This window comes from Sedimenticola thiotaurini (genome assembly GCF_001007875.1).
Lineage (GTDB): Bacteria > Pseudomonadota > Gammaproteobacteria > Chromatiales > Chromatiaceae > Sedimenticola > Sedimenticola thiotaurini.
Genome location: NZ_CP011412.1, coordinates 1,776,162 through 1,796,617, shown reverse-complemented (window position 1 = coordinate 1,796,617; position 20,456 = coordinate 1,776,162). Strand labels below are relative to the sequence as shown.

At 57.3% G+C, this 20,456-nt stretch carries 16 protein-coding genes and 1 tRNA gene; 16 read left to right on the top strand and 1 reads right to left on the bottom strand.

Annotation, left to right across the window (positions count from 1 at the left end; all coding sequences use genetic code 11):
- Positions 1 to 22 precede the first annotated feature (22 nt).
- The 12 genes from nuoN (at position 23) to pnp (ending at position 13,120) form a co-directional block, all read left to right on the top strand.
- Entirely contained in the window at positions 23 to 1,459 is a 1,437-nt protein-coding gene (nuoN, locus tag AAY24_RS08210) for an NADH-quinone oxidoreductase subunit NuoN (RefSeq protein ID WP_046859269.1), read from the top strand.
- Between the two features lie 182 nt (positions 1,460 to 1,641).
- Positions 1,642 to 1,718: transfer RNA gene (locus AAY24_RS08205), tRNA-Met, on the top strand.
- Positions 1,719 to 2,264: 546 nt separating this feature from the next.
- The gene (locus AAY24_RS08200; RefSeq protein ID WP_046859268.1) at positions 2,265 to 2,624 is read left to right on the top strand and encodes an ArsR/SmtB family transcription factor; all 360 of its coding nucleotides are present in this window, start codon (positions 2,265 to 2,267) and stop codon (positions 2,622 to 2,624) included.
- Between the two features lie 20 nt (positions 2,625 to 2,644).
- Positions 2,645 to 3,118, top strand: a complete 474-nt coding sequence (locus AAY24_RS08195; protein ID WP_046859267.1) for an ArsI/CadI family heavy metal resistance metalloenzyme — start codon at positions 2,645 to 2,647, stop codon at positions 3,116 to 3,118.
- An 85-nt stretch (positions 3,119 to 3,203) separates the two neighbouring features.
- Complete coding sequence (gene arsB / locus AAY24_RS08190) at positions 3,204 to 4,244, top strand: ACR3 family arsenite efflux transporter (RefSeq protein WP_046859266.1); 1,041 nt, start codon at positions 3,204 to 3,206, stop codon at positions 4,242 to 4,244.
- Between the two features lie 269 nt (positions 4,245 to 4,513).
- Positions 4,514 to 4,978 (top strand): ribosome maturation factor RimP, encoded by a 465-nt coding sequence (gene rimP, locus AAY24_RS08185; RefSeq protein ID WP_335337227.1) that lies wholly within the window; start codon positions 4,514 to 4,516, stop codon positions 4,976 to 4,978.
- 14 nt (positions 4,979 to 4,992) lie between these two features.
- On the top strand, positions 4,993 to 6,495 hold the full coding sequence (gene nusA, locus AAY24_RS08180) for a transcription termination factor NusA (RefSeq protein ID WP_046859265.1): 1,503 nt from the start codon (positions 4,993 to 4,995) through the stop codon (positions 6,493 to 6,495).
- A 21-nt stretch (positions 6,496 to 6,516) separates the two neighbouring features.
- Entirely contained in the window at positions 6,517 to 9,201 is a 2,685-nt protein-coding gene (gene infB, locus AAY24_RS08175) for a translation initiation factor IF-2 (RefSeq protein ID WP_046859264.1), read from the top strand.
- 18 nt (positions 9,202 to 9,219) lie between these two features.
- Complete coding sequence (rbfA, locus tag AAY24_RS08170) at positions 9,220 to 9,600, top strand: 30S ribosome-binding factor RbfA (protein WP_046859263.1); 381 nt, start codon at positions 9,220 to 9,222, stop codon at positions 9,598 to 9,600.
- The gene (gene truB, locus AAY24_RS08165) at positions 9,600 to 10,508 is read left to right on the top strand and encodes a tRNA pseudouridine(55) synthase TruB (RefSeq protein ID WP_046859262.1); all 909 of its coding nucleotides are present in this window, start codon (positions 9,600 to 9,602) and stop codon (positions 10,506 to 10,508) included. The genes rbfA and truB overlap by 1 nt, the downstream gene beginning before the upstream one ends.
- Positions 10,509 to 10,721: 213 nt before the next feature.
- Entirely contained in the window at positions 10,722 to 10,991 is a 270-nt protein-coding gene (gene rpsO / locus AAY24_RS08160) for a 30S ribosomal protein S15 (RefSeq protein WP_046859261.1), read from the top strand.
- Between the two features lie 32 nt (positions 10,992 to 11,023).
- Positions 11,024 to 13,120: a polyribonucleotide nucleotidyltransferase gene (pnp, locus tag AAY24_RS08155; protein WP_046859260.1), complete on the top strand. Its 2,097-nt coding sequence runs from the start codon at positions 11,024 to 11,026 to the stop codon at positions 13,118 to 13,120.
- Positions 13,121 to 13,230: 110 nt separating this feature from the next.
- Here the strand turns inward: pnp and AAY24_RS08150 are convergent, their stop codons facing one another.
- Positions 13,231 to 15,045 carry an ABC transporter ATP-binding protein gene (locus AAY24_RS08150; RefSeq protein WP_046859259.1) on the bottom strand — a complete coding sequence of 605 codons (1,815 nt, stop codon included), beginning with the start codon at positions 15,043 to 15,045 and terminating at the stop codon, positions 13,231 to 13,233.
- 186 nt (positions 15,046 to 15,231) lie between these two features.
- Here AAY24_RS08150 and AAY24_RS08145 point away from each other — a divergent pair, with 186 nt between their 5' ends.
- From AAY24_RS08145 to AAY24_RS08130, 4 genes are all read left to right on the top strand, one after another.
- Complete coding sequence (locus tag AAY24_RS08145) at positions 15,232 to 16,080, top strand: M23 family metallopeptidase (protein ID WP_234422263.1); 849 nt, start codon at positions 15,232 to 15,234, stop codon at positions 16,078 to 16,080.
- Positions 16,081 to 16,145: 65 nt separating this feature from the next.
- Positions 16,146 to 17,459: a TolC family outer membrane protein gene (locus tag AAY24_RS08140; RefSeq protein ID WP_046859257.1), complete on the top strand. Its 1,314-nt coding sequence runs from the start codon at positions 16,146 to 16,148 to the stop codon at positions 17,457 to 17,459.
- A gap of 67 nt (positions 17,460 to 17,526) precedes the next feature.
- The gene (gene aroC, locus AAY24_RS08135) at positions 17,527 to 18,624 is read left to right on the top strand and encodes a chorismate synthase (protein ID WP_046859256.1); all 1,098 of its coding nucleotides are present in this window, start codon (positions 17,527 to 17,529) and stop codon (positions 18,622 to 18,624) included.
- A gap of 61 nt (positions 18,625 to 18,685) precedes the next feature.
- Positions 18,686 to 19,825, top strand: coding sequence for an MFS transporter (locus AAY24_RS08130; protein WP_046859255.1), 1,140 nt, complete (start codon positions 18,686 to 18,688; stop codon positions 19,823 to 19,825).
- Positions 19,826 to 20,456 lie beyond the last annotated feature (631 nt).

Below are 20,456 nucleotides of genomic sequence, written 5' to 3'. Positions count from 1 at the left end.
TTCAAGGAATTGGTGAGATTCGATGCAATTTGATACATCCAGCCTGATACCGGTACTACCGGAGATCTTTATCTTGTCAGCGGCCTGTTTGATCCTGGTGGTGGATCTGTTTCTGAAAGAGGAGCAACGGGTAATCAGTTACGGCATGACCCTGATCAGTCTGCTGCTGGCGATTATTGTCACCCTGATGACATCCCCTGACGAAACACGCATTGTGTTCGACGGCAGTGTTGTGCGGGATGGTATGGCGGATATCCTCAAGATAGCCATTTTCATCATCAGTGCCGGTGCCTTCCTCTACTCCAAGGATTATCTGCGGGACCGGGATCTGTTCAAAGGTGAGTACTATGTGCTGGGCCTGTTCGCCATCCTGGGCATGATGGTGATGATCTCGGCCAACAGCTTCCTGACGGTCTATCTGGGTGTGGAATTGCTGGCGCTCAGTTTCTACGCGCTCGTCGCCTTTAACCGGGATTCTACCGGTGGTGCAGAGGCCGCGATGAAATATTTTGTACTGGGTGCGCTGGCTTCCGGCATGCTGCTCTATGGTATCTCCATGATCTATGGTTCAACCGGATCTATCGAGTTCCAGGCGATCAGTGCCGGCTTGACCAATCCGGATGTGAACAAGATTGTACTGGTCTTCGGGCTGGTGTTTGTAGTGATCGGTATGGCCTTCAAGTTTGGTGCAGTGCCGTTCCATATGTGGGTTCCCGATGTGTATGAAGGGGCGCCCACCGCCGTAGTGACCTTGCTTGGTAGTGCGCCCAAGATTGCCGCATTCGCGCTGGCGATACGGATGCTGGTGGATGGCCTGGGTGGGCTACATGGCGATTGGCAATATATGCTGGTGATATTGTCGATTCTCTCTATGGGTGTGGGTAATGTTATTGCCATTGCCCAGGGGAATATCAAACGCATGTTGGCCTATTCAACCATCTCCCATGTGGGTTTCATTCTGCTGGGTATACTGGCTGGCACGAGTACCGGTTACACGGCCGCCATGTTCTACACTATCGTCTATGCGATCATGGCCCTGGGTGCCTTCGGAATTGTCATGCTACTCAGCCGGCGGGGTTTCGAGGCGGAGAATCTGGATGACTACAAGGGTCTCAACGAGCGCAGTCCCTGGTTTGCCGGCATGATGCTGCTGGTGATGTTCTCCATGGCTGGCGTGCCGCCTACTGTCGGCTTCTTTGCCAAGATGGTGGTGCTGGAAGCGGTCATCAGTGTGGATATGACCTGGCTTGCCCTGGTGGGTGTGTTCTTCTCCATTATTGGTGCTTTCTACTACCTGCGTATCGTCAAGCTGATGTATTTCGACAAGCCGGTGGATGAGACGCCCCTGATCGCTGGTATGGACACCCAGATTGCACTATCGGTGAATGGGCTCTCCATGTTGGTCTTGGGAATGTTTCCCGCCGGTTTGCTATCGCTTTGCGCTGCAGCGTTCGGATAAGCCCTGTTAAAAGCTTCAGTTTGTTTCTGAGCTAAAAAAGCCCTGTCATTAGGACAGGGCTTTTTTCGATATACAAAACAGGAGCGTAATCTGTGAATTGTCGTGGTTATTGATTATTCCTGTTAAATGTCTGAACAGGGGTTGCCAAAGCGTTTTTATGTGCGTATTATCTGCCCTCCAGATGCGGGGTGGAGCAGTCTGGCAGCTCGTCGGGCTCATAACCCGAAGGTCGTAGGTTCGAATCCTGCCCCCGCTACCAAACCAGGAAAAGGGTCGCCAAAGTGCGGCCCTTTTTCATTTTTTGAAAGAAGAGCATTCGAACCTACGACATCCAAACAGTCAGGTTCGACAAGCGCCGCCAGGCGCGCAGTACGAGCGCAGCGAGCTCATCCTGCCCCCGCTACCAAACCAGGAAAAGGGTCGCTAAAGTGCGGCCCTTTTTCATTTTTTGAAAGAAGAGCATTCGAACCTACGACATCCAAACAGTCAGGTTCGACAAGCGCCGCCAGGCGCGCAGTACGAGCGCAGCGAGCTCATCCTGCCCCCGCTACCAAACCAGGAAAAGGGTCGCTAAAGTGCGGCCCTTTTTCATTTTTTGCAAGAAGAGCATTCGAACCTACGACATCCAAACAGTCAGGTTCGACAGGCGCCTTAGTGCAACTTTTCTCGAAGCTTAGAGTAGCTCTCTCGCGCCAGCCGTATGCTTATCCGTAGCATGGTAACCACCTTCCCGGTGGCCTGCGCCCCTGAAGAAAATATTTCTACAGCCATTGACAGGTTTTTATATGTCGAATATTCTGGACATATGGACATACAAAATGCTATTACCATGTTCGACGCACTCTCCCAGGAGACCCGGCTGCGGGCATTTCGCCTGCTGGTTCGTGCCGGGGTGGAGGGGATGCCGGCTGGAGCGGTTAGTGAGCAGTTGGGTACACCCCATAACACCATGTCATTCCACCTGAAACACCTGTCCAACGCCGGACTTATCTCTTCCCGGAAGGAAGGGCGTTCCGTGATCTATTTTGCCAATTACGATGCGATGCGTGACCTGATTGGTTTCCTGATCAAGGATTGTTGCAGTGGTGACTTTGCCAGTATCCGCCAGGATAAGCGCAAAGGCTGTTCCGTCATTGAGTTGGCTGACTTCTGTTGTGAGCCATAAGCAAACTGAAGAGTTCAATTATGAAACGTATGCATATACATCTTGGAGTCGATAATCTCGACGAAGGTATCCGGTTCTACAACACGCTGTTTGGTACGGAACCAGTAAAAATAGAGAGTGACTACGCAAAATGGTTACTGGATGATCCGTCCATTAATTTTGCCATCTCTACCCGGGTCAAACCGGGGCTCGATCATCTGGGTGTGCAGGTTGAAGAGCAGAATGAACTGGGTGAGTTACGCGAACGCATGAAAAGTGCAGATATGTCACTTTTCGATGAAGGCGAAGTGGTCTGCTGTTATGCCCGTTCCGATAAATCCTGGGTGACCGATCCAGCCGGAATCGCCTGGGAGGCGTACCAGACCATGGAGGACACGCGTTACTTTTCAGACGCGCAAGCCAGCGGTGAAGCGGTTTGCTGCGTCCCGGATGTGAACGCCCAAGCAAATTGTTGTGCTCCTTCGGATAGTGCAAGCAGTTGTTGCGGCGGGTAATTCTGGAAAGCTGCGCCTGCTTCGGGTACGGGCAGTTTTTCAAGCTGCTCCGGTAATAGGAATAAATTGGTAGAGAAAAGTTGCAATGAGTACTGAATCCTCGTCACCCATGGGAATTTTTGAACGCTTACTATCGCTTTGGGTCGCCCTCTGTATCGTCGCGGGTGTTATCTTGGGTGCTCTGTTTCCGGGCATGTTTCAACTGTTGGCGTCCATTGAATATGCCAGCGTTAACCTGGTGGTGGCGCTGTTCATCTGGGTGATGATCTACCCGATGATGGTCAACGTGGATTTTTCTTCTATCAAGGATGTGGGGAAAAAGCCCAAAGGGTTGTGCATAACGCTGGTGGTGAACTGGTTGATCAAGCCTTTCACTATGGCGGCTCTGGGTATTCTGTTTTTTGAACATCTCTTTGCCGGGCTTGTTGAACCGCAAGTGGCGAAAGAGTATATCGCCGGAATGATTCTGCTCGGCGTTGCGCCCTGTACAGCAATGGTTTTTGTGTGGAGTCAACTGGTACGTGGTGATGCCAACTACACCCTGGTGCAGGTATCCCTCAACGATCTCATAATGGTCTTTGCTTTCGCGCCAATAGCCGCGCTGTTGCTTGGGGTAACGGATATTATCGTGCCCTGGGAGACCCTGCTGCTGTCAGTTGTGCTCTATGTGGTGATACCCCTTGTGGCCGGGTATGTGACCCGCAAGTCCCTGGATGGCGGCGGCAACGAGGAGCGCATAGCGGCATTTACCGGCAGGATAAAGCCTTTCTCCGTGATCGGGCTATTGGCGACGGTTGTGTTGTTGTTTGGCTTTCAGGCCCAGACAATCCTGGATAAGCCATTGATTATACTGCTTATTGCGGTGCCATTGCTGATTCAGAGCTACGGCGTGTTTATGATAGCTTATGGGTGGGGTTATCTGTGGCGAGTCCCTTTCCGTATTGCAGCGCCGGCTGCCCTGATCGGAACCTCCAATTTCTTCGAGCTGGCCGTTGCGGTGGCGATCAGTCTGTTTGGCCTGCATTCCGGCGCTGCGCTGGCGACTGTTGTGGGTGTGCTGGTGGAGGTGCCGGTGATGCTTTCATTAGTGGCGCTGGCCAATCGGACCCGCTCACACTTTGCCTGAGGAGTTGCCGGCCTCCGGGCGACCAGGGATGGTCTGGTCCGGAGCCTGGCCTGTTGATGGGTACCGTAGTGCCGATTGCATGGAGAGTTACTCACAGGTATAATGGGCCGGATTCGGTAGCCACGGTGGTGGCTTGCAGTGGTAGTATTTAAATTCACTGCTTTTTAGAAGGGCCCCGTTTGGGGTTTTTTTATTGGTATCGCCGGCCAAAAGGTCGGCTACCTGTGTACTTGGGCCAATGGCCCTTTTTTTATTTCTGATTTTTGTTGATGAACATGGCGGGCGCATCTGAAAGCTTGATTGAAATTGTCCGGGGGGCGGTAGAGCCTCTGGGGTACGAGCTGGTGGGCGTGGAGTACCTGAGCCAGGGAAAGGGCGGGTCGCTGCTGCGCATCTATATAGATCACGAAAACGGGATCAGTGTGGATGATTGCGCCACGGTCAGCCATCAGGTTAGCGGTGTACTGGACGTAGAAGATCCGATCAAGGAAAACTACAGTTTGGAAGTGTCGTCGCCGGGTCTGGACAGGCCCCTGTTTTTTGAAAAGGATTTCGTGCGATTTGCCGGCCAGAAGATCAACGTCCGGTTGCGAACGAAATTGCATGACAGACGCCGTTTCGAAGGCGTTTTAAAGGGCGTGCAGGATGGTGAGGTCCTGGTGGCCATGGACGGTGAAGTGACCGCCCTGCCACTGGATTTGATTGATAGAGCGCGATTAGTGCCTGAATTTTGATTGGGTTGAGACAGATGAATAAAGAGATTCTGCTGGTCGTTGATGTGGTGTCCAACGAAAAGGACATTGAGAAACAGATCATTTTTGAGGCGATCGAGTATGCGCTCGCTTCTGCTACCCGAAAAAAACACGGGGGCGACATCGGTGTGCGCGTTGAAGTGGATCGGGTCACCGGTGACTACTCCAGCTTCCGCCGTTGGGAAGTTATCGATGCAGTGGAAGAGGGAGAAGAGCTGAACCCGGAGAAAGAGATTCTTCTGGAAGAGGCGCGCAAAACCCATCCGGACATTCAGGTCGGCGAGTTCATCGAGGAACCGATGGAGTCGATCGCATTTGGCCGTATCGCAGCGCAGACCGCCAAGCAGGTGATTGTACAGAAAGTACGCGAGGCGGAACGGGCGAAAGTGGTAGAGGCTTACCAGGAGCGTATCGGAGAGCTGGTGACCGGCATCGTCAAGCGGGTCGACCGGGGCAACGTCACCCTGGATCTGGGTGGCAATGCGGAAGCGATCGTCCTGCGTGACCAGATGATACCCCGTGAGCCGGTTCGCACTGGTGATCGGGTCAGGGGCTATCTCTATGACGTGCGCTCAGAACAGCGTGGGCCTCAGCTGTTTGTCAGCCGCAGCTGCCCGGAACTGCTGATCGAGCTGTTTAAGCTGGAGGTGCCGGAGGTTGGTGAAGGTCTGATCGAGATCAAGGGTGCTGCCCGTGATCCGGGTTTGCGCGCTAAAATTGCCGTCAAGACCAACGATCAGCGGATTGATCCGGTGGGTGCCTGTGTCGGTATGCGGGGTTCCCGGGTACAGGCGATATCCAATGAGCTGAATGGCGAACGGGTGGATATCATCCTGTGGAATGACAATCCGGCCCAGTTCGTGATTAACGCCATGTCGCCGGCTGATGTCGCGTCGATCGTGGTGGACGAGGATTCCCACAGCATGACTGTCGCGGTCAGTGAGGATAATCTCTCTCAGGCGATTGGACGCGGCGGCCAGAATGTACGGCTGGCCAGTGAACTGACCGGTTGGGAACTGAACGTCATGAACGAGTCCGATGCCGAGGCCCAGAGCGAGGCCGAGGTGCGTGAGTTTGTGGACAACTTCATGAAGCAGCTCGACGTTGATGAAGAGGTGGCAATGATCCTGGTACAGGAAGGATTCACCACCCTCGACGAAGTGGCCTATGTACCGATCAGCGAAATGCTGGAGATCGAGGAGTTCGATAACGAGATTGTCGAAGCGCTGCGCGGTCGAGCGAAAGAGATCCTGTTAACCCAGGCGATCGCCAAAGAAGAGGCGATGGGCGAAGGCCCGGCGGAAGATCTGCTCAGTATGGATGGGATGGATTCGGACCTGGCCTATGAAATGGCCAGCCGGGGAATCATCACCATGGAAGACCTGGCAGAACAATCGGTTGATGAGTTGATGGAAATTGATGGTATGAACGAGGAGAAGGCGGCGCAGTTGATTATGACTGCACGGGCTCCCTGGTTCGCGGACGAGCAGCAGAGCTAAGGTTGCCGGAGGTACTACCCTATGAGTGATGTAACGGTAAGGCAGCTCGCAAAAGATGTTGGAATTGCAGAAGAGCGCCTGCTAACCCAGCTGAAAGAAGCTGGAGTAAACAAGAACAGCGCTGATGACCCGATCAGCGTGTCAGAAAAAGCGCAGCTGTTAGGGTATTTGCGGGAAAGTCACGGCAAGAAAGATGGTGAATCTGCCTCCGGTGGTCCCCGGAAAATCACCCTGAAGCGTAAAACGGTCAGTGAATTGCAACAACCGGCGGCCGGTGGACGCGGTCCGGGTGGCCGGGGTGCGGTACGGGGTGCCGGCAAGACCGTGAGCGTCGAAGTGCGTCGCAAGCGCACCTACGTCAAACGGGGTTCAGCCAGCGAGAACGAGAAGACACTGCAGGACGCCGAGGAGGCCCGTAAGGCGCTCGAGGAGCAGGCCCGGAAGCGCGAACAGATCGCTGCTGAGGATCAGGCTCGCCGTGAAGCCGAAGAGGCGATGAGACTGGCGGAACTGGAAAAGGTCAGAGAAGAAGAGAACAAGCGGCTGGCTGAAGAGGCGCGGCTGCGGGAAGAAGAAGAGAAACAGCGCCGGGCTGAGCAGGAAGCCCGTCAACAGCAGGAACAGGGGCTGAAAAAACCGGAATCTGAAGAATCTCCGACTGCGGTCAAATCCACACCGAAAGAAGAAGCGCCTGCTGTGGTGGAGACTGAAGCTGCACCGGCAGTAGCTGCTGTCGCTGAAGAGCGGCCCGCCAAGCGGGCCAGCCAGAAAAAAGAGACCCGTGCCAGCGCCGGGCGCGGTCGTAAAGCCAGCGATGATGGCGACAGCCGTAAAAAGCTCCATGTCTCTGCGGATAAGCGGGGCCGTCGGAAAGGCAAGGCTGGGCGCGGCAAAACCGGAGCCTCTCAGGGCGATTCACAGCACGGGTTTGTCAAACCGACAGCCCCGGTGGTTCGTGAAGTGGTGGTGCCGGATACCATTACCGCTGCTGAATTGGCCTCACAGATGTCCATCAAGGCAGCGGCCGTGATCAAGGAGCTGATGAAGATGGGTATGATGGTTACTATCAACCAGCCCCTGGATCACGACACGGCAACCCTGGTGGTAGAAGAGCTGGGGCATGTGCCGGTCACCAAGCAGGATGACAGCATCGAAGCCCAGGTGATGAGCTCGCTGGATGAGGTTCAGGGCGAACTGGTACATCGCGCCCCGGTTGTGACCATCATGGGCCACGTCGATCATGGTAAAACCTCGTTGCTGGACTACATCCGTAGCACCCGCGTGGCGGCGGGCGAGGCGGGTGGTATTACCCAGCACATCGGTGCCTACCACGTGGAGACGGATCACGGCATGGTTTCGTTTCTCGATACCCCGGGGCATGCTGCATTCTCCGCCATGCGTGCCCGCGGTGCCCAGGTAACGGATATCGTGGTGCTGGTGGTGGCGGCCGATGATGGCGTCAAACCCCAGACCATTGAGGCGATTCAGCACTCCAAGGCCGCCGGTGTGCCGCTGATCATCGCCGTCAACAAGATGGATAAGCCGGAAGCCAACCCGGATCGGGTCAAGCAGGAGTTAAGCCAACACGAGGTGATACCGGAGGACTGGGGTGGTGATACTCAGTTCATCGAGGTCTCTGCCAAAACCGGTGCCGGTATTGACGCCCTGCTGGATGCCATTCTGCTGCAGGCGGAAGTGCTGGAACTGACCGCCGTGAAAGAGGGTCCGGCCCGGGGAATCGTGGTCGAGTCCAGTCTGGACAAAGGACGCGGTCCGGTGGCTACTATCCTGGTGCAGTCCGGTAATCTCAAGAAGGGTGACATGCTGGTGTGCGGCCAGGAGTTCGGCCGTGTGCGGGCGCTGTTGGATGAGAACCGTCAGCCGATTGACTCGGCCGGTCCTTCGATCCCGGTTGAGGTGCTGGGACTCTCCGGCGTGCCCAATGCCGGTGACGAGGTGATTGCGGTAGCCGACGAGCGTAAAGCCCGTGAACTGGCATCGGTTCGTCAGGAGACCAATCGTGACAACCGGCTGGCGGCTCAGAAAGCGGCCAAGCTGGACGAGTTCTTCTCCAAGATGACCGAAGGTGACGTGGGCGTTATCAACCTGATTATCAAGGCGGATGTACAGGGTAGTGTGGAAGCGCTGCGGGAATCCCTGCTGAAACTCTCCACCGATGAAGTAAAGGTCAAGGTGGTCGCCTCCGCGGTGGGCGGTATCAACGAGACCGATATCAACCTGGCCGCCACTTCGGATGCCTTCGTGATCGGTTTCAATGTGCGTGCCGATGCGGCCGCCCGCCGCGCCGCAGAGGATCGTGGCCTGGATATCCGCTACTACAGCATCATCTACGAGGTGATTGATGATGTGAAAAAGGCGCTCTCCGGTCTGCTCTCTCCCGAAGTGCGGGAAGAGATTATCGGTCTCGCCGAGGTGCGGGATGTGTTCCGCTCCTCCAAGCTCGGGGCCATTGCCGGCTGTATGGTTGTCGAGGGCATGGTCAAGCGCAACAACCCGATCCGTGTGCTGCGTGACAACGTGGTGATCTATGAAGGGGTGCTCGAATCATTGCGCCGTCTCAAGGATGATGTGATGGAAGTGAAGGCAGGCACCGAATGCGGTATCGGCGTGAAGAACTACAATGATGTCAAGCCGGGTGACCAGATCGAAGTGTTCGAACGCACTGAAATCGCCCGCCAGCTCTGATTGTGAACTGATCAGTCAATGGCACGTGAATTTAAAAGAACCGATCGGGTGGCTGCGCAGATCCAGCGCGAACTGGCGGAGCTGGTGCGGGTCACCCTGGACAGTCGCAAAACCGGCATGATCACCATCCAGGCGGTGGATGTGGTGCGGGATTTCTCCCACGCCAAGGTTTATTTCACCTTCCTGGGTGGGGAACTGGACCAGCACGGAGTCACCCGGGCGTTGAAACAGGCGGCTCCCGGTCTGCGTCATGAACTGGGGCAGCGCATCCGTATGCGTACTGTGCCGGAACTGCATTTCGTGCACGATGAATCGATTGAGCGGGGCAGCCGGCTCTCCGCCCTGATTGAGCAGGCGGTTAAATCGGATCATCCGGACCGTGATGAGCACAACGACTGATGGGACGCAGACGTCAACGGGGACGTAACGTCCAAGGTATTCTGTTGTTCGACAAGCCGCTGGGGGCAAGCTCCAATAAGGCGCTGCAACAGGTTAAGAATCTCTATTTCGCCAGCAAGGCGGGCCATACCGGCAGCCTTGATCCACTGGCCACCGGGCTGTTGCCAATCTGTTTTGGTGGTGCCACCAAGGTATCTGCCTTCCTGCTGGATGCGGATAAGCGTTATCGGGTTCGGGTCAAGCTGGGTGAAACCACCAGCACGGCAGACTCCGAAGGGGAAGTGCTGCAGACCCGATCCACCGAAGCCATCACGCCTGAACAGTTGAATCGGGCGCTGCAACAGTTCGTCGGTGAGATCGAGCAGATCCCACCCATGTATTCGGCGCTCAAGCACCAGGGTGAGCGACTCTATAAATTGGCCCGGGACGGGGTCGAGGTGGAGCGCAAACCACGCCGGGTGACCATCCATGAGATCCGTCTGCTCACCTGTGATCTGCCGGAATTTGAACTGGAGGTCCACTGCAGCAAGGGTACCTATATCCGTACATTGGCTGAAGATATCGGTGAATTGCTCGGTTGTGGTGGCCATGTGATCGGGTTGCGACGCACCCAGGTCGGCCCCTTCTCCGGGGAAGGTATGCTGGATCTGGCGACCCTGCAAGCGACCGCCGAACAGGGTAGGGATGCCCTGGATGCGCTGCTGTTGCCAGTGGACAGCGCCATCATGGATTGGCCCGACGTACGCCTTAATGGCGACACCGCTTTCTACCTGCGTCAAGGTCAGCCGGTCATTGTGCCCCGGGCGCCCACCCAAGGTCGGGTACGCATCTATGATGACCAGGACAACTTTATGGGCGTTGGTGAAATTCTGGATGATGGACGGGTGGCGCCCAAGCGCATGATCTGACCGACCGATTCAGTCCCTTAATGACGGAATAAGGTGCCGGCATTTGATTGCCACACCAAAACCCCGCATAATCCCCCGTTTACAGATCCCGCACGGCTGAGCCAGGCTGTTCGGTGATTGTTCGACGACCCGCACAAGCGGGTCAATAGTCCGCCCCTGATCCCACTTGTCGGGCGCGGATTTCTTAATTTAACAACAGTGAGGAAAAACAAAATGGCATTTAACGCAGAACAGAAAAAGGCGATTGTTGAGGAATATGCACAGGGACCGAACGATACCGGTTCCCCTGAGGTGCAGGTAGCCTTGTTGACCGCTCGCATCAACCAGCTGACCGAGCATTTCGCTGCCCATAAACACGATCACCACTCCCGTCGTGGACTGGTGCGCATGGTGAACTCTCGCCGCAAGCTACTGGATTATCTGAAGTCCAAGGATGTTGAACGCTATCGCTCACTGATTTCGCGTCTAGGCCTGCGTCGCTAACCCGAACCTGAACCAAATTTGAGGACACTATTGTGACCCCTACCAAAAAAGTATTTCAGTACGGTGAACACACCGTAAGCCTGGAGACCGGCGAAATCGCCCGCCAGGCGGACGGCGCGATCATGATCGATATGGACGGCACTGTGGTGCAGTGCACCGTGGTGGGCGCCAAGAGCGCCGTTGAAGGCCGGGACTTCTTCCCGCTGACCGTTGATTACCAGGAGAAAACCTACGCTTCCGGCCGGATTCCGGGTGGTTTTTTCCGGCGTGAAGGTCGCCCTTCCGAGAAGGAGATCCTGACCTGTCGCCTGATTGACCGGCCGGTTCGCCCCCTGTTCCCGAAGGGCTTTACAAATGAGGTACAGATCATCTGTACCGTGATGTCGCTGAACCCGAAAGTGGATCCGGAGATTCCGTCACTGATCGGCGTCTCCGCGGCACTGGCCATCTCCGGTCTGCCGTTCCAGGGACCGATTGGTGCGGCCCGAGTGGGTTACAAGGATGGCAACTACATCCTTAACGCTTCCAGTACCGGACTCAGCGACGAGAGCGATCTGGACCTGGTGGTTGCGGGTACCGAGCATGCGGTGCTGATGGTTGAATCCGAGGCACGTGAACTCTCCGAGGAGGTGATGCTGGGTGCGGTACTGTTCGGTCACGAACAGATGCAGGTCGCCATCAACGCCATCAAGGAGCTGGCCGCTGAAGTCGGTAAGCCGACCATCGAGTACAGTGTCCCGGTTGAAGACGAGTCGCTCACCGAGGCGGTGGCTGCCGCCGCCGGCGATGCGATCAAGCAGGCCTACACGATAGCTGACAAGATGGAGCGTTACGCCCAGCTGGACGCGGCCACCAATGCCGCTGTCGAAGCGCTCTGCTCCGGTGAAGATGCCAAGTGGAGCGAGGGTGAGGTGAAAGATGCCATCGGTAAACTGAAGAAGAAGATCGTCCGTGGACGGATTCTCTCCGGTGAGCCCCGTATCGATGGTCGTGACACCAAGACCGTACGTCCCATCAGCGTGCGTACCGGGGTATTGCCCCGTACCCATGGCTCCGCCCTGTTCACCCGTGGCGAGACCCAGGCGCTGGTGGTGACCACGTTGGGTACCGAGCGTGATTCCCAGATTATCGATGCACTGGATGGCACGTATCGTGAGCCGTTCATGCTGCACTACAACTTCCCTCCCTTCTGCGTGGGCGAGACCGGTCGTGTCGGTTCACCCAAACGGCGTGAGATCGGTCACGGTCGTCTGGCCAAGCGCGGCGTGCTCTCCTGTATGCCGACCCTGGAGGAGTTCCCCTATTCGATCCGTGTGGTCTCTGAGATTACCGAGTCGAACGGCTCCAGCTCCATGGCTTCGGTCTGCGGTACCAGCCTGGCACTGATGGATGCCGGTGTGCCGATCAAGGCGCCGGTAGCCGGTGTGGCCATGGGCCTGATCAAAGAGGATGACGCCTTTGCCGTGTTGACCGATATCCTGGGTGACGAAGATCACCTGGGTGATATGGACTTCAAGGTGGCCGGTACCTCCAACGGTATCAACGCCCTGCAGATGGATATCAAGATCGACGGGATCACCAAGCAGATCATGGAGATCGCTCTGGATCAGGCCAAGGCAGGACGCCTGACCATCCTGGAAGAGATGAACAAGGCGATCGATACCCATCGGGAAGAGATGTCCGAGCATGCGCCGCGCATCATCACCATCAAGATCGACCCGGACAAGATTCGTGACGTAATCGGCAAGGGTGGCACCACCATCCGTTCCATCACCGAAGAGACCGGTGCCACGGTTGACGTCAGCGATGACGGTGTGGTGAAGATCTTCTCGGTCGACAAGGCCGCCGGTGAAGATGCCAAGAAACGTATCGAACTGATCACCGCTGATGTGGAAGTGGGTGCGATCTACGAAGGTAAGGTGGTCCGTCTGATGGACTTCGGCGCCTTTGTCACCATCCTGCCGGGCCGGGATGGCCTGGTGCACATCTCCCAGATCTGTGAAGAGCGGGTCGAGAAAGTGAGCGACAAGCTGGCCGAAGGTGATGTGGTCAAGGTGAAAGTCCTGGAGGTGGACAAGCAGGGTCGTGTCCGTCTCAGCATGAAAGCTGTGGAAGAGGGCGAGTCCTGAAGGATCTGCCGCTTCGCTGAGTAGTATCCAAGGGGGCCTCGGCCCCCTTTTTAATGGTGCAGATTTATCATCGGCCTGTCCGTGCGGGGGGGCTGCAAGCGTCTCTCTGGTTACACCTCCTGGCGGCGGTAGAGGGAGGCGTAGAGTCCCTGGTTATTGATCAGCTCTTCATGGCTGCCCTGCTCGATAATCCTGCCATCGTCAAACACCAGCGCCCGGTCAGCCTGTTTTACTGCGCTCAGCCGGTGGGCAATGATCAGGGTGGTGCGATCCTTGAGGAAACTCTGCAGCGCCTCATGCAGATGCTTTTCCGTGGTGCTGTCAAGGGCCGAAGTGGCCTCGTCCAGAATCACCAGGCGGGGGTTGGTCAGTACCATCCGGGCCACCGCCAGCCGCTGGCGCTGGCCACCGGATAGACGCACTCCGTCCCGCCCCACCTGTGTGTCCAGTCCCTTATCCAGCTCCCGAATGGTCTCCTCCAGTTGGGCAATCCGCAGCGCCTCCCAGAGCTTGTCGTCGCTGCATGGTCGACCCAGGGTGAGGTTGATGCGCACGCTGTCGTTGAACAGGGCCGGCTGCTGCAGGACCGTGGCTACGTGCTCCCGCACCTTGTCCATGCCGATCTCGGTCATCGGTACTCCGTTGAAATAGATGGTGCCCGATTCCGGAGGATAGAGTCCGAGGATGATCTGCACCAGGGTGGTCTTGCCGCCGCCGCTGGCCCCCACCAGGGCCACTTTTTCTCCGGCCCGGATATTGAGCGACAGATTGTCCAGCACCAGCGGGCCATCGCCGTAGCGGAAACTGATATGCTCCAGGCGCAGGTCGGTGGTGGTGACCCCCTGGAAGGGATTCTGATTGTGGGGATACTCGGGTTCCAGGTCCATGCGAATCAGTTGATTGATCCGTTCCAGTGCCGCCTTGGCACCGTTATAGGAGTACTGGATCGCCAGGATCTCCTGTAATGGGGACATCATGAACCAGAGATAGGCGTAGACCGCCAGCATCTGACCGATGCTGAGACCGGAGAACAGCACCATCACCATGCTGAGAGCGCGGAAGAAGTCGAAACCGAACAGCACGGTGGTGAAGGAGAGGCGCTGGGCCGCATCACTCTTCCAGGTGAAGGCGGCGGAGTGCTGGCGTATGCGGTCCGCCTTGCCGATGATGCGCTGGATATAGTGGCGCTCCCGGTTACTGGCGCGGATCTGCTGGATCGCGTCCAGGGTCTCGGCCAGGCTCTCCTGGAACGCCTGGTAGGCGCTGTTCTCACGCCGTTTCAGCGCTTTCACCTTGTGACCGAAGATAGTGGTGATCCAGATCACGATAGGGTTGATCAGCAGGATCACGATAGCCAGTTGCCAGTGCATCCAGAGCAGCACCATGGCGGTACCGATGATACTCAGTACCGCCACCAGGAACTTGCTGGTGGCGACGCCGAGAAAGCTGTCCACCGCGTCGATGTCTGTCACCAGGTGAGAGGCCACGGTGCCGCTGCCGAGGGTTTCGTACTCCGCCATGGAGACCCGTTCCAGCCGTTTCAGCAGGCTGCGCCGGATACGGAAGGTGACATCCTTGGAGATGATGGTGAACTGGCGCATCTGCCACACGCCCAGCAGCAGAGAGGCGAGACGCATCAGCATGGTCAGTAGCAGGATGACGCCGATATAGAGCAGAGGGGAGTGCCAGGAGTCGGGAAACAGGGAGTTCATCAGTGGTACGCTGGGGCCGGGTTTGTCCAGCAGTACTTCGTCCACGATCAGGGGGATCAGCAAGGGGATCGGCACGGAGATACAGGTACCCAGGATGGCAATGATATTTGCCTTCACTAGCTCGCTGCGGTGTTCCAGTACCATGCTGACCACTTCCGGCCAACTGTAGTGTCTGCTGCGAATCTTGTGCTGTGTAGGATGGGTATCTGTCATTTTATGGCGTATCCGGGGAACGACGGCTGTGATTTCGGGTCAGAAATTTCCATGTGATCTTTCCCTCTGGCATTATTTCATGATTAACTGATACACAGAAATCGTGGCCCTGTCAGAATGCATCGTGCAGGTTCCGGTTGCTGCCCCAATATCGGGACCTGTCTCCGCTAGGTACTCCAATCAACCATGGCTGAAAACCAACATAAAATGAAATCTCCTGTCTCCCTGGTCCGTTATCTGCTGATCTGTGCCGTTCTGCTTATCTCCACCCCCGGGTACGCCGGTTACACCCTGGAGGGAAATTATGTCCAGGGCGGCCTGGTGGTGGGTAAAACCGAGCCGGGTGTACAGGTGAAACTGGATGATCTGTCGGTTGCGGTGTCGGATCAGGGTTACTTTGTGTTGGGATTCGATCGGGATCATCCGCCCCAAAGTCGGTTGCGGCTCACCTATCCCGATGGCCACAGCGAGGAGCAGGTACTGGAGATCGCCCGGCGAGAGTACAAGATCCAGCGGATCGATAATCTGCCGAAACGGAAAGTGACGCCGGAGAAGATGGATCTTAAGCGGATTCGCCGGGAGTCGGCCCTGGTCAAGGCGGCCAGGAAACTGGACGATCCCCGGACCGATTATCTGACCGGCTGGCAATGGCCGGTAAAGGGGCGCATCTCCGGCGTCTATGGCAGCCAAAGGATACTCAACGGGAAGCCGCGGCGGCCCCACTATGGAGTGGATGTGGCCGCCCCGGTCGGTACCCTGGTGCGGGCACCGGCGGATGGTGTTGTCACCCTGGTCCATCCCGACATGTTTTTTTCCGGCGGTACCCTGATCCTGGATCATGGTCAGCATCTCTCCTCCTCTTTTCTGCATCTGAGCGAGATTCTGGTAAAGGAAGGTGACCGGATCCGGCAGGGTGATCCCATCGCGCGGGTGGGAGCGACGGGAAGGGTGACCGGGCCACACCTGGACTGGAGAATGAATTTCCATCAGTTCCAGATTGATCCGCAACTGCTGGTGCCGCCCATGCCACAATAACCCACCAGTTCAGTAGCACTTTGATGATATAATTTTATGATTCTCGATTCTGTACAGGATTAACCATGAAAAAGATGTTGTTGCCGCTTTTGCTTGGCCAGTTGCTGGGGGCCTCCTCCGCCCAGGCGGAGGATCTGTGGGAGATTTATCAGCTTGCATTGCAGAATGACGCACAATTGCGAGCGGCCATGGCAAACCGGGATTCTGCCCTGGAAGCGAAGCCGCTTGCCAAGGCGTTGCTGCTGCCATACGTCAGTCTTTCCGGTGACGCCGGTCTGATCCGTTACGATATCAACCACTCCGCTTCCAGTCCGACCAAAAACCCGAACAACTATGCCACGGCGGGCCTTGCGCTCAATCTCTCCCAGTCCATCTATCATCCGGAGCTCAACATTCAGCTCGACCAGGCTGACCGGCAGATTGCCCAGGCCCAGGTGACCTACGCGGCTGAAGAGCAGAATCTGATCATCCGGGTTGCCCAGGCCTATTTCAATGTACTGTCGGCCAAGGACAGCCTGGAATTTGCCAAGGCGGAGAATGCGGCTATCGAACGCCAGCTGGATCAGGCCAAGCAGCGTTTTGAAGTGGGTCTGATCGCTATTACCGATGTGCATGAGGCGCAGGCCGCATTCGACCAGTCCCGGGCCGACCTGATCCAGGCGGAAAATGCTCTGGATAACGCTTGGGAAGCGCAGCAGGAGATTATCAGACAGTCGGTCAAGGAGTTGGCACCGCTGGCCGAAAAACTGCCGCTCAATCCCCCGCAACCGCAGAATCCGGAACAGTGGGCCGAGGCGGCCCAAACCCAGAATCTCTCCCTGCAGGCAGCAAGCTACGGTGTCGATATTGCCCGTCTCAACATCGACCTGCAGGACACCGGTGACTCCCCAACCCTGGACCTGGTGGGATCACACTCGCTGGATGTCAGCAGCAGCAGGACCGGCACCGATGCCCACACCACCTATGTGGGGCTGGAACTGAATCTGCCGCTCTATACCGGTGGCGGGGTCAGTGCCCGTACCCGACAGGCCCGTTTTGATTACGAAGCTGCCCAGCAGAGCCTGGATCAGCAGCGACGCTCGGTCAACCGTTCGGTACGGGACGCCTACCGGGGCGTGATGTCCAGTATCAGCCGGGTTGAAGCGCTCAAAGCCAGTACCATCTCCGCCGAGAGTGCCCTGGAGGCCACCACCGCCGGCTTCGAAGTGGGTACCCGCACCATGGTGGATGTGCTGAATGCGCAGCGGGACCTGTTCAGTGCCCGCAGCAATTATGCCCAGGTGCGTTATGATTTTATCCTCAATGGTCTGCTGCTGAAGCAGGCGACCGGCAACCTCTCCATTGATGATCTGAAACAGGTCAACAGCTGGCTGCAGTAACCCGGTTCTGGCAGGGGCGCCCGGCGTTCCTGCCAGACACTATCGATCATCCAACAGGCAGTACACTATGTCTGGAAACAGCTACGGAAAACTCTTTACCGTTACCTCGTTTGGCGAAAGCCACGGGCCGGCCATCGGCTGTATAGTCGATGGTTGTCCACCGGGACTGGCGCTGAGCGAGGCGGATCTGCAGGACGACCTGGATCGTCGCAAGCCCGGTACCTCCCGCCATACCACCCAGCGGCGCGAGGCGGATCGGGTGGAGATCCTCTCCGGCGTGTTCGAGGGCCGAACCACGGGCACGCCGATTGCGCTGCTGATCCACAACACCGACCAGCGCTCCAAGGACTACTCCAAGATCATGGACCGCTTCCGTCCCGGTCACGCCGACTACACCTACACCAAGAAGTACGGTCTGCGCGACTATCGCGGCGGTGGCCGCTCTTCTGCCCGGGAGACGGCCATGCGGGTAGCGGCCGGTTCCATCGCCAAAAAATATCTGCGTGAGCAGTGTGGTATCACTATCCGCGCCTGTCTCTCCCAACTGGGGCCGATCCGTATCGACAAACGGGACTGGGATCAGGTGGAGCAGAATCCCTTTTTCTGTCCCGATGCGGACAAGGTGGCCGAGCTGGAAAATTACATGGATGCCCTGCGCAAGGAGGGTAACTCGGTGGGGGCGCGTATCGATGTGGTGGCCAGCGGCATTCCGGTGGGACTGGGAGAGCCGATATTCGACCGTCTGGATGCGGATATCGCCCATGCCCTGATGAGTATCAATGCCGCCAAGGGGGTGGAGATCGGCGCCGGTTTTGACTGCGTGGCCCAGAAGGGCACGGAGCACCGGGATGAGATGACCCCGGAGGGGTTTCTCAGCAACCACGCCGGCGGTATCCTGGGTGGTATCTCCAGCGGTCAGGATATTCTGGCCAGCGTCGCCTTCAAACCCACCTCCAGCCTGCGTTTGCCGGGTCGCAGCGTGAATCTGGCTGGTGAACCGGTGGAGGTGGTGACTGAAGGGCGTCACGACCCCTGTGTGGGTATCCGGGCCACACCGATTGTGGAGGCGATGCTGGCGCTGGTGCTGATGGACCATCTGCTGCGGCACCGGGCGCAAAACCTCGACGTTCAGAGCGGGACGCCGGATATCCCTGCCTCTGTATAACCCCTGGCCGGTGGCGCAAGCGTGCTACCGGCCGGTTCACTGATCCCATAGATTGACGCGTATGCCCTATTGGCGCCTGTCGGGCTTCTATTTCTTCTACTTTGCCGCACTGGGTGTCCTGGTGCCCTACTGGGGACTCTACCTGAAGAGTCTCGAGTTCAATGCCGTGGCGATCGGCCAGCTGATGGCTATCCCCATGGCTACCAAGATTGTTGCGCCCTTTGTGTGGGGCTGGCTGGGGGATCACCTGGGCCGGCGCATGGTCATCGTGCGCTTCGGAGCCCTGCTCACTACGTTGGTATTCGTGGCGGTGTTCTGGTTCCAGGGCTTCTGGCAACTGGCCCTGGTGATGATACTGTTCAGCTTTTTCTGGAACGCGGTGTTGCCCCAGTTCGAAGCGGTTGTGCTCTGTTATCTGGGTGAGCGGGTCTCCCGGTATGCGCAGATCAGGTTGTGGGGATCGGTGGGCTTTATCGTTACGGTGGTAGTGCTTGGCGTGGCGGTGGATCTGTACGGCCCGGTCGCGGTACTGCCGGTGCTGCTGGCCATCTATGGGCTGTTGTGGGGCGCCAGCCTGCTGATCGCCGACCCGGCCAGCCGGCCCCACCCGGTGGATCAACCCAGTATCCTCTCGGTCTTGCGCAATCCGGCGGTAGTGGCTTTTCTTGCCACCTGCTTTCTGCTGCAGGCTGGTCACGGCGCCTACTACGGGTTTTATTCTATCTACATGGAGTCGCTCGGTTACAGCAAAACCCTGATCGGTCAGCTCTGGGCCCTGGGTGTGGTGGCGGAAGTGGCGGTGTTCCTGGTGGTACCCCGTCTGTTGCTGCGTCTGGGAGCGCGCAATGTGTTGATGGCCAGTCTGCTGCTGGCGGCGCTGCGCTGGTTTCTGATCGGCAATTTTGCCGACTCCCTGATTCTACTGTTTTTTGCCCAGACGCTTCATGCCGCCACTTTCGGTACCTTTCACGCCTCGGCGATCCACCTGGTACACCACTACTTCACCGGCCGTCACCAGGGCCGGGGACAGGCGCTCTACAGCAGTCTCAGCTTCGGCCTCGGCGGAGCCCTGGGTACAGTGGTGAGCGGGGCGCTGTGGGAGCACATCGGGCCTGCTGTGGTATTCAATCTGTCCGTCGCGGTATCCCTGCTGGGACTGATCATCGCCTGGCGCTGGGTAGTGAATGATCTGAATCAGTAGCGCCTGCGGGCGTCTGTAACAGGCCACTGGATTATGGGTGGTGGTGGACTGGCATACCGCCTGCCAATCAGCCTGTTCATCTTAAAAAACGTTATTCAGCGTTTGGGTTTCACAGGGGTGGCGTGGTGGCGAGAGAGTTTTGGTTACTTTTACCCGTAAAAGTAACCCGGCCCGGCGGATCGGATCACCTGTTTAAAAAGGCATTTCGCCCGGCCTGAAGGCCTTCGGCGAGGTACTTTTGTGGCCAAAACTGCCCAAAAGCCTTTCCCCGGTCAGCCTGCCCTTCGGGTACTCTGCGCTTCTCGGTCTGAGCGGCGCGTGAAAAAACTCGCCGCTGTGCGGCTCAGACAATTTCACGCTTGTATCCGCTCAGTCCTGCGATGCTCGACAGGCTGAACGGGGGAGGGACACTGGCATACCGCCTGCCAATCTACCTGTTCATTATGGAAAGCGTTAATGGTCTAGGCTTAGCACGATAATCCGACTTCCGCGCCACCGAGTATCGCAGCAAGGGACGGACAAAGGCACGCATCTGTCTGAGCGCAGCGAGTTATGCGCGCCCCGTTGCTGGCGAGAAACAGAGGGAACCCCGCCGGGGTGGCGTGGTGGAGCGGGGGTTTTGGTTACTTTT

What these genes read in the sequence shown, in the direction of transcription:
- nuoN (WP_046859269.1), top strand. Translation starts at nt 23, where the DNA reads ATGCAATTTGATACATCCAGCCTGATACCGGTACTACCGGAGATCTTT.
- AAY24_RS08200 (WP_046859268.1), top strand. Translation starts at nt 2,265, where the DNA reads ATGGACATACAAAATGCTATTACCATGTTCGACGCACTCTCCCAGGAG.
- AAY24_RS08195 (WP_046859267.1), top strand. Translation starts at nt 2,645, where the DNA reads ATGAAACGTATGCATATACATCTTGGAGTCGATAATCTCGACGAAGGT.
- arsB (WP_046859266.1), top strand. Translation starts at nt 3,204, where the DNA reads ATGAGTACTGAATCCTCGTCACCCATGGGAATTTTTGAACGCTTACTA.
- rimP (WP_335337227.1), top strand. Translation starts at nt 4,514, where the DNA reads ATGAACATGGCGGGCGCATCTGAAAGCTTGATTGAAATTGTCCGGGGG.
- nusA (WP_046859265.1), top strand. Translation starts at nt 4,993, where the DNA reads ATGAATAAAGAGATTCTGCTGGTCGTTGATGTGGTGTCCAACGAAAAG.
- infB (WP_046859264.1), top strand. Translation starts at nt 6,517, where the DNA reads ATGAGTGATGTAACGGTAAGGCAGCTCGCAAAAGATGTTGGAATTGCA.
- rbfA (WP_046859263.1), top strand. Translation starts at nt 9,220, where the DNA reads ATGGCACGTGAATTTAAAAGAACCGATCGGGTGGCTGCGCAGATCCAG.
- truB (WP_046859262.1), top strand. Translation starts at nt 9,600, where the DNA reads ATGGGACGCAGACGTCAACGGGGACGTAACGTCCAAGGTATTCTGTTG.
- rpsO (WP_046859261.1), top strand. Translation starts at nt 10,722, where the DNA reads ATGGCATTTAACGCAGAACAGAAAAAGGCGATTGTTGAGGAATATGCA.
- AAY24_RS08150 (WP_046859259.1), bottom strand. Translation starts at nt 15,045, where the DNA reads ATGACAGATACCCATCCTACACAGCACAAGATTCGCAGCAGACACTAC.
- AAY24_RS08145 (WP_234422263.1), top strand. Translation starts at nt 15,232, where the DNA reads ATGGCTGAAAACCAACATAAAATGAAATCTCCTGTCTCCCTGGTCCGT.
- AAY24_RS08140 (WP_046859257.1), top strand. Translation starts at nt 16,146, where the DNA reads ATGAAAAAGATGTTGTTGCCGCTTTTGCTTGGCCAGTTGCTGGGGGCC.
- aroC (WP_046859256.1), top strand. Translation starts at nt 17,527, where the DNA reads ATGTCTGGAAACAGCTACGGAAAACTCTTTACCGTTACCTCGTTTGGC.
- AAY24_RS08130 (WP_046859255.1), top strand. Translation starts at nt 18,686, where the DNA reads ATGCCCTATTGGCGCCTGTCGGGCTTCTATTTCTTCTACTTTGCCGCA.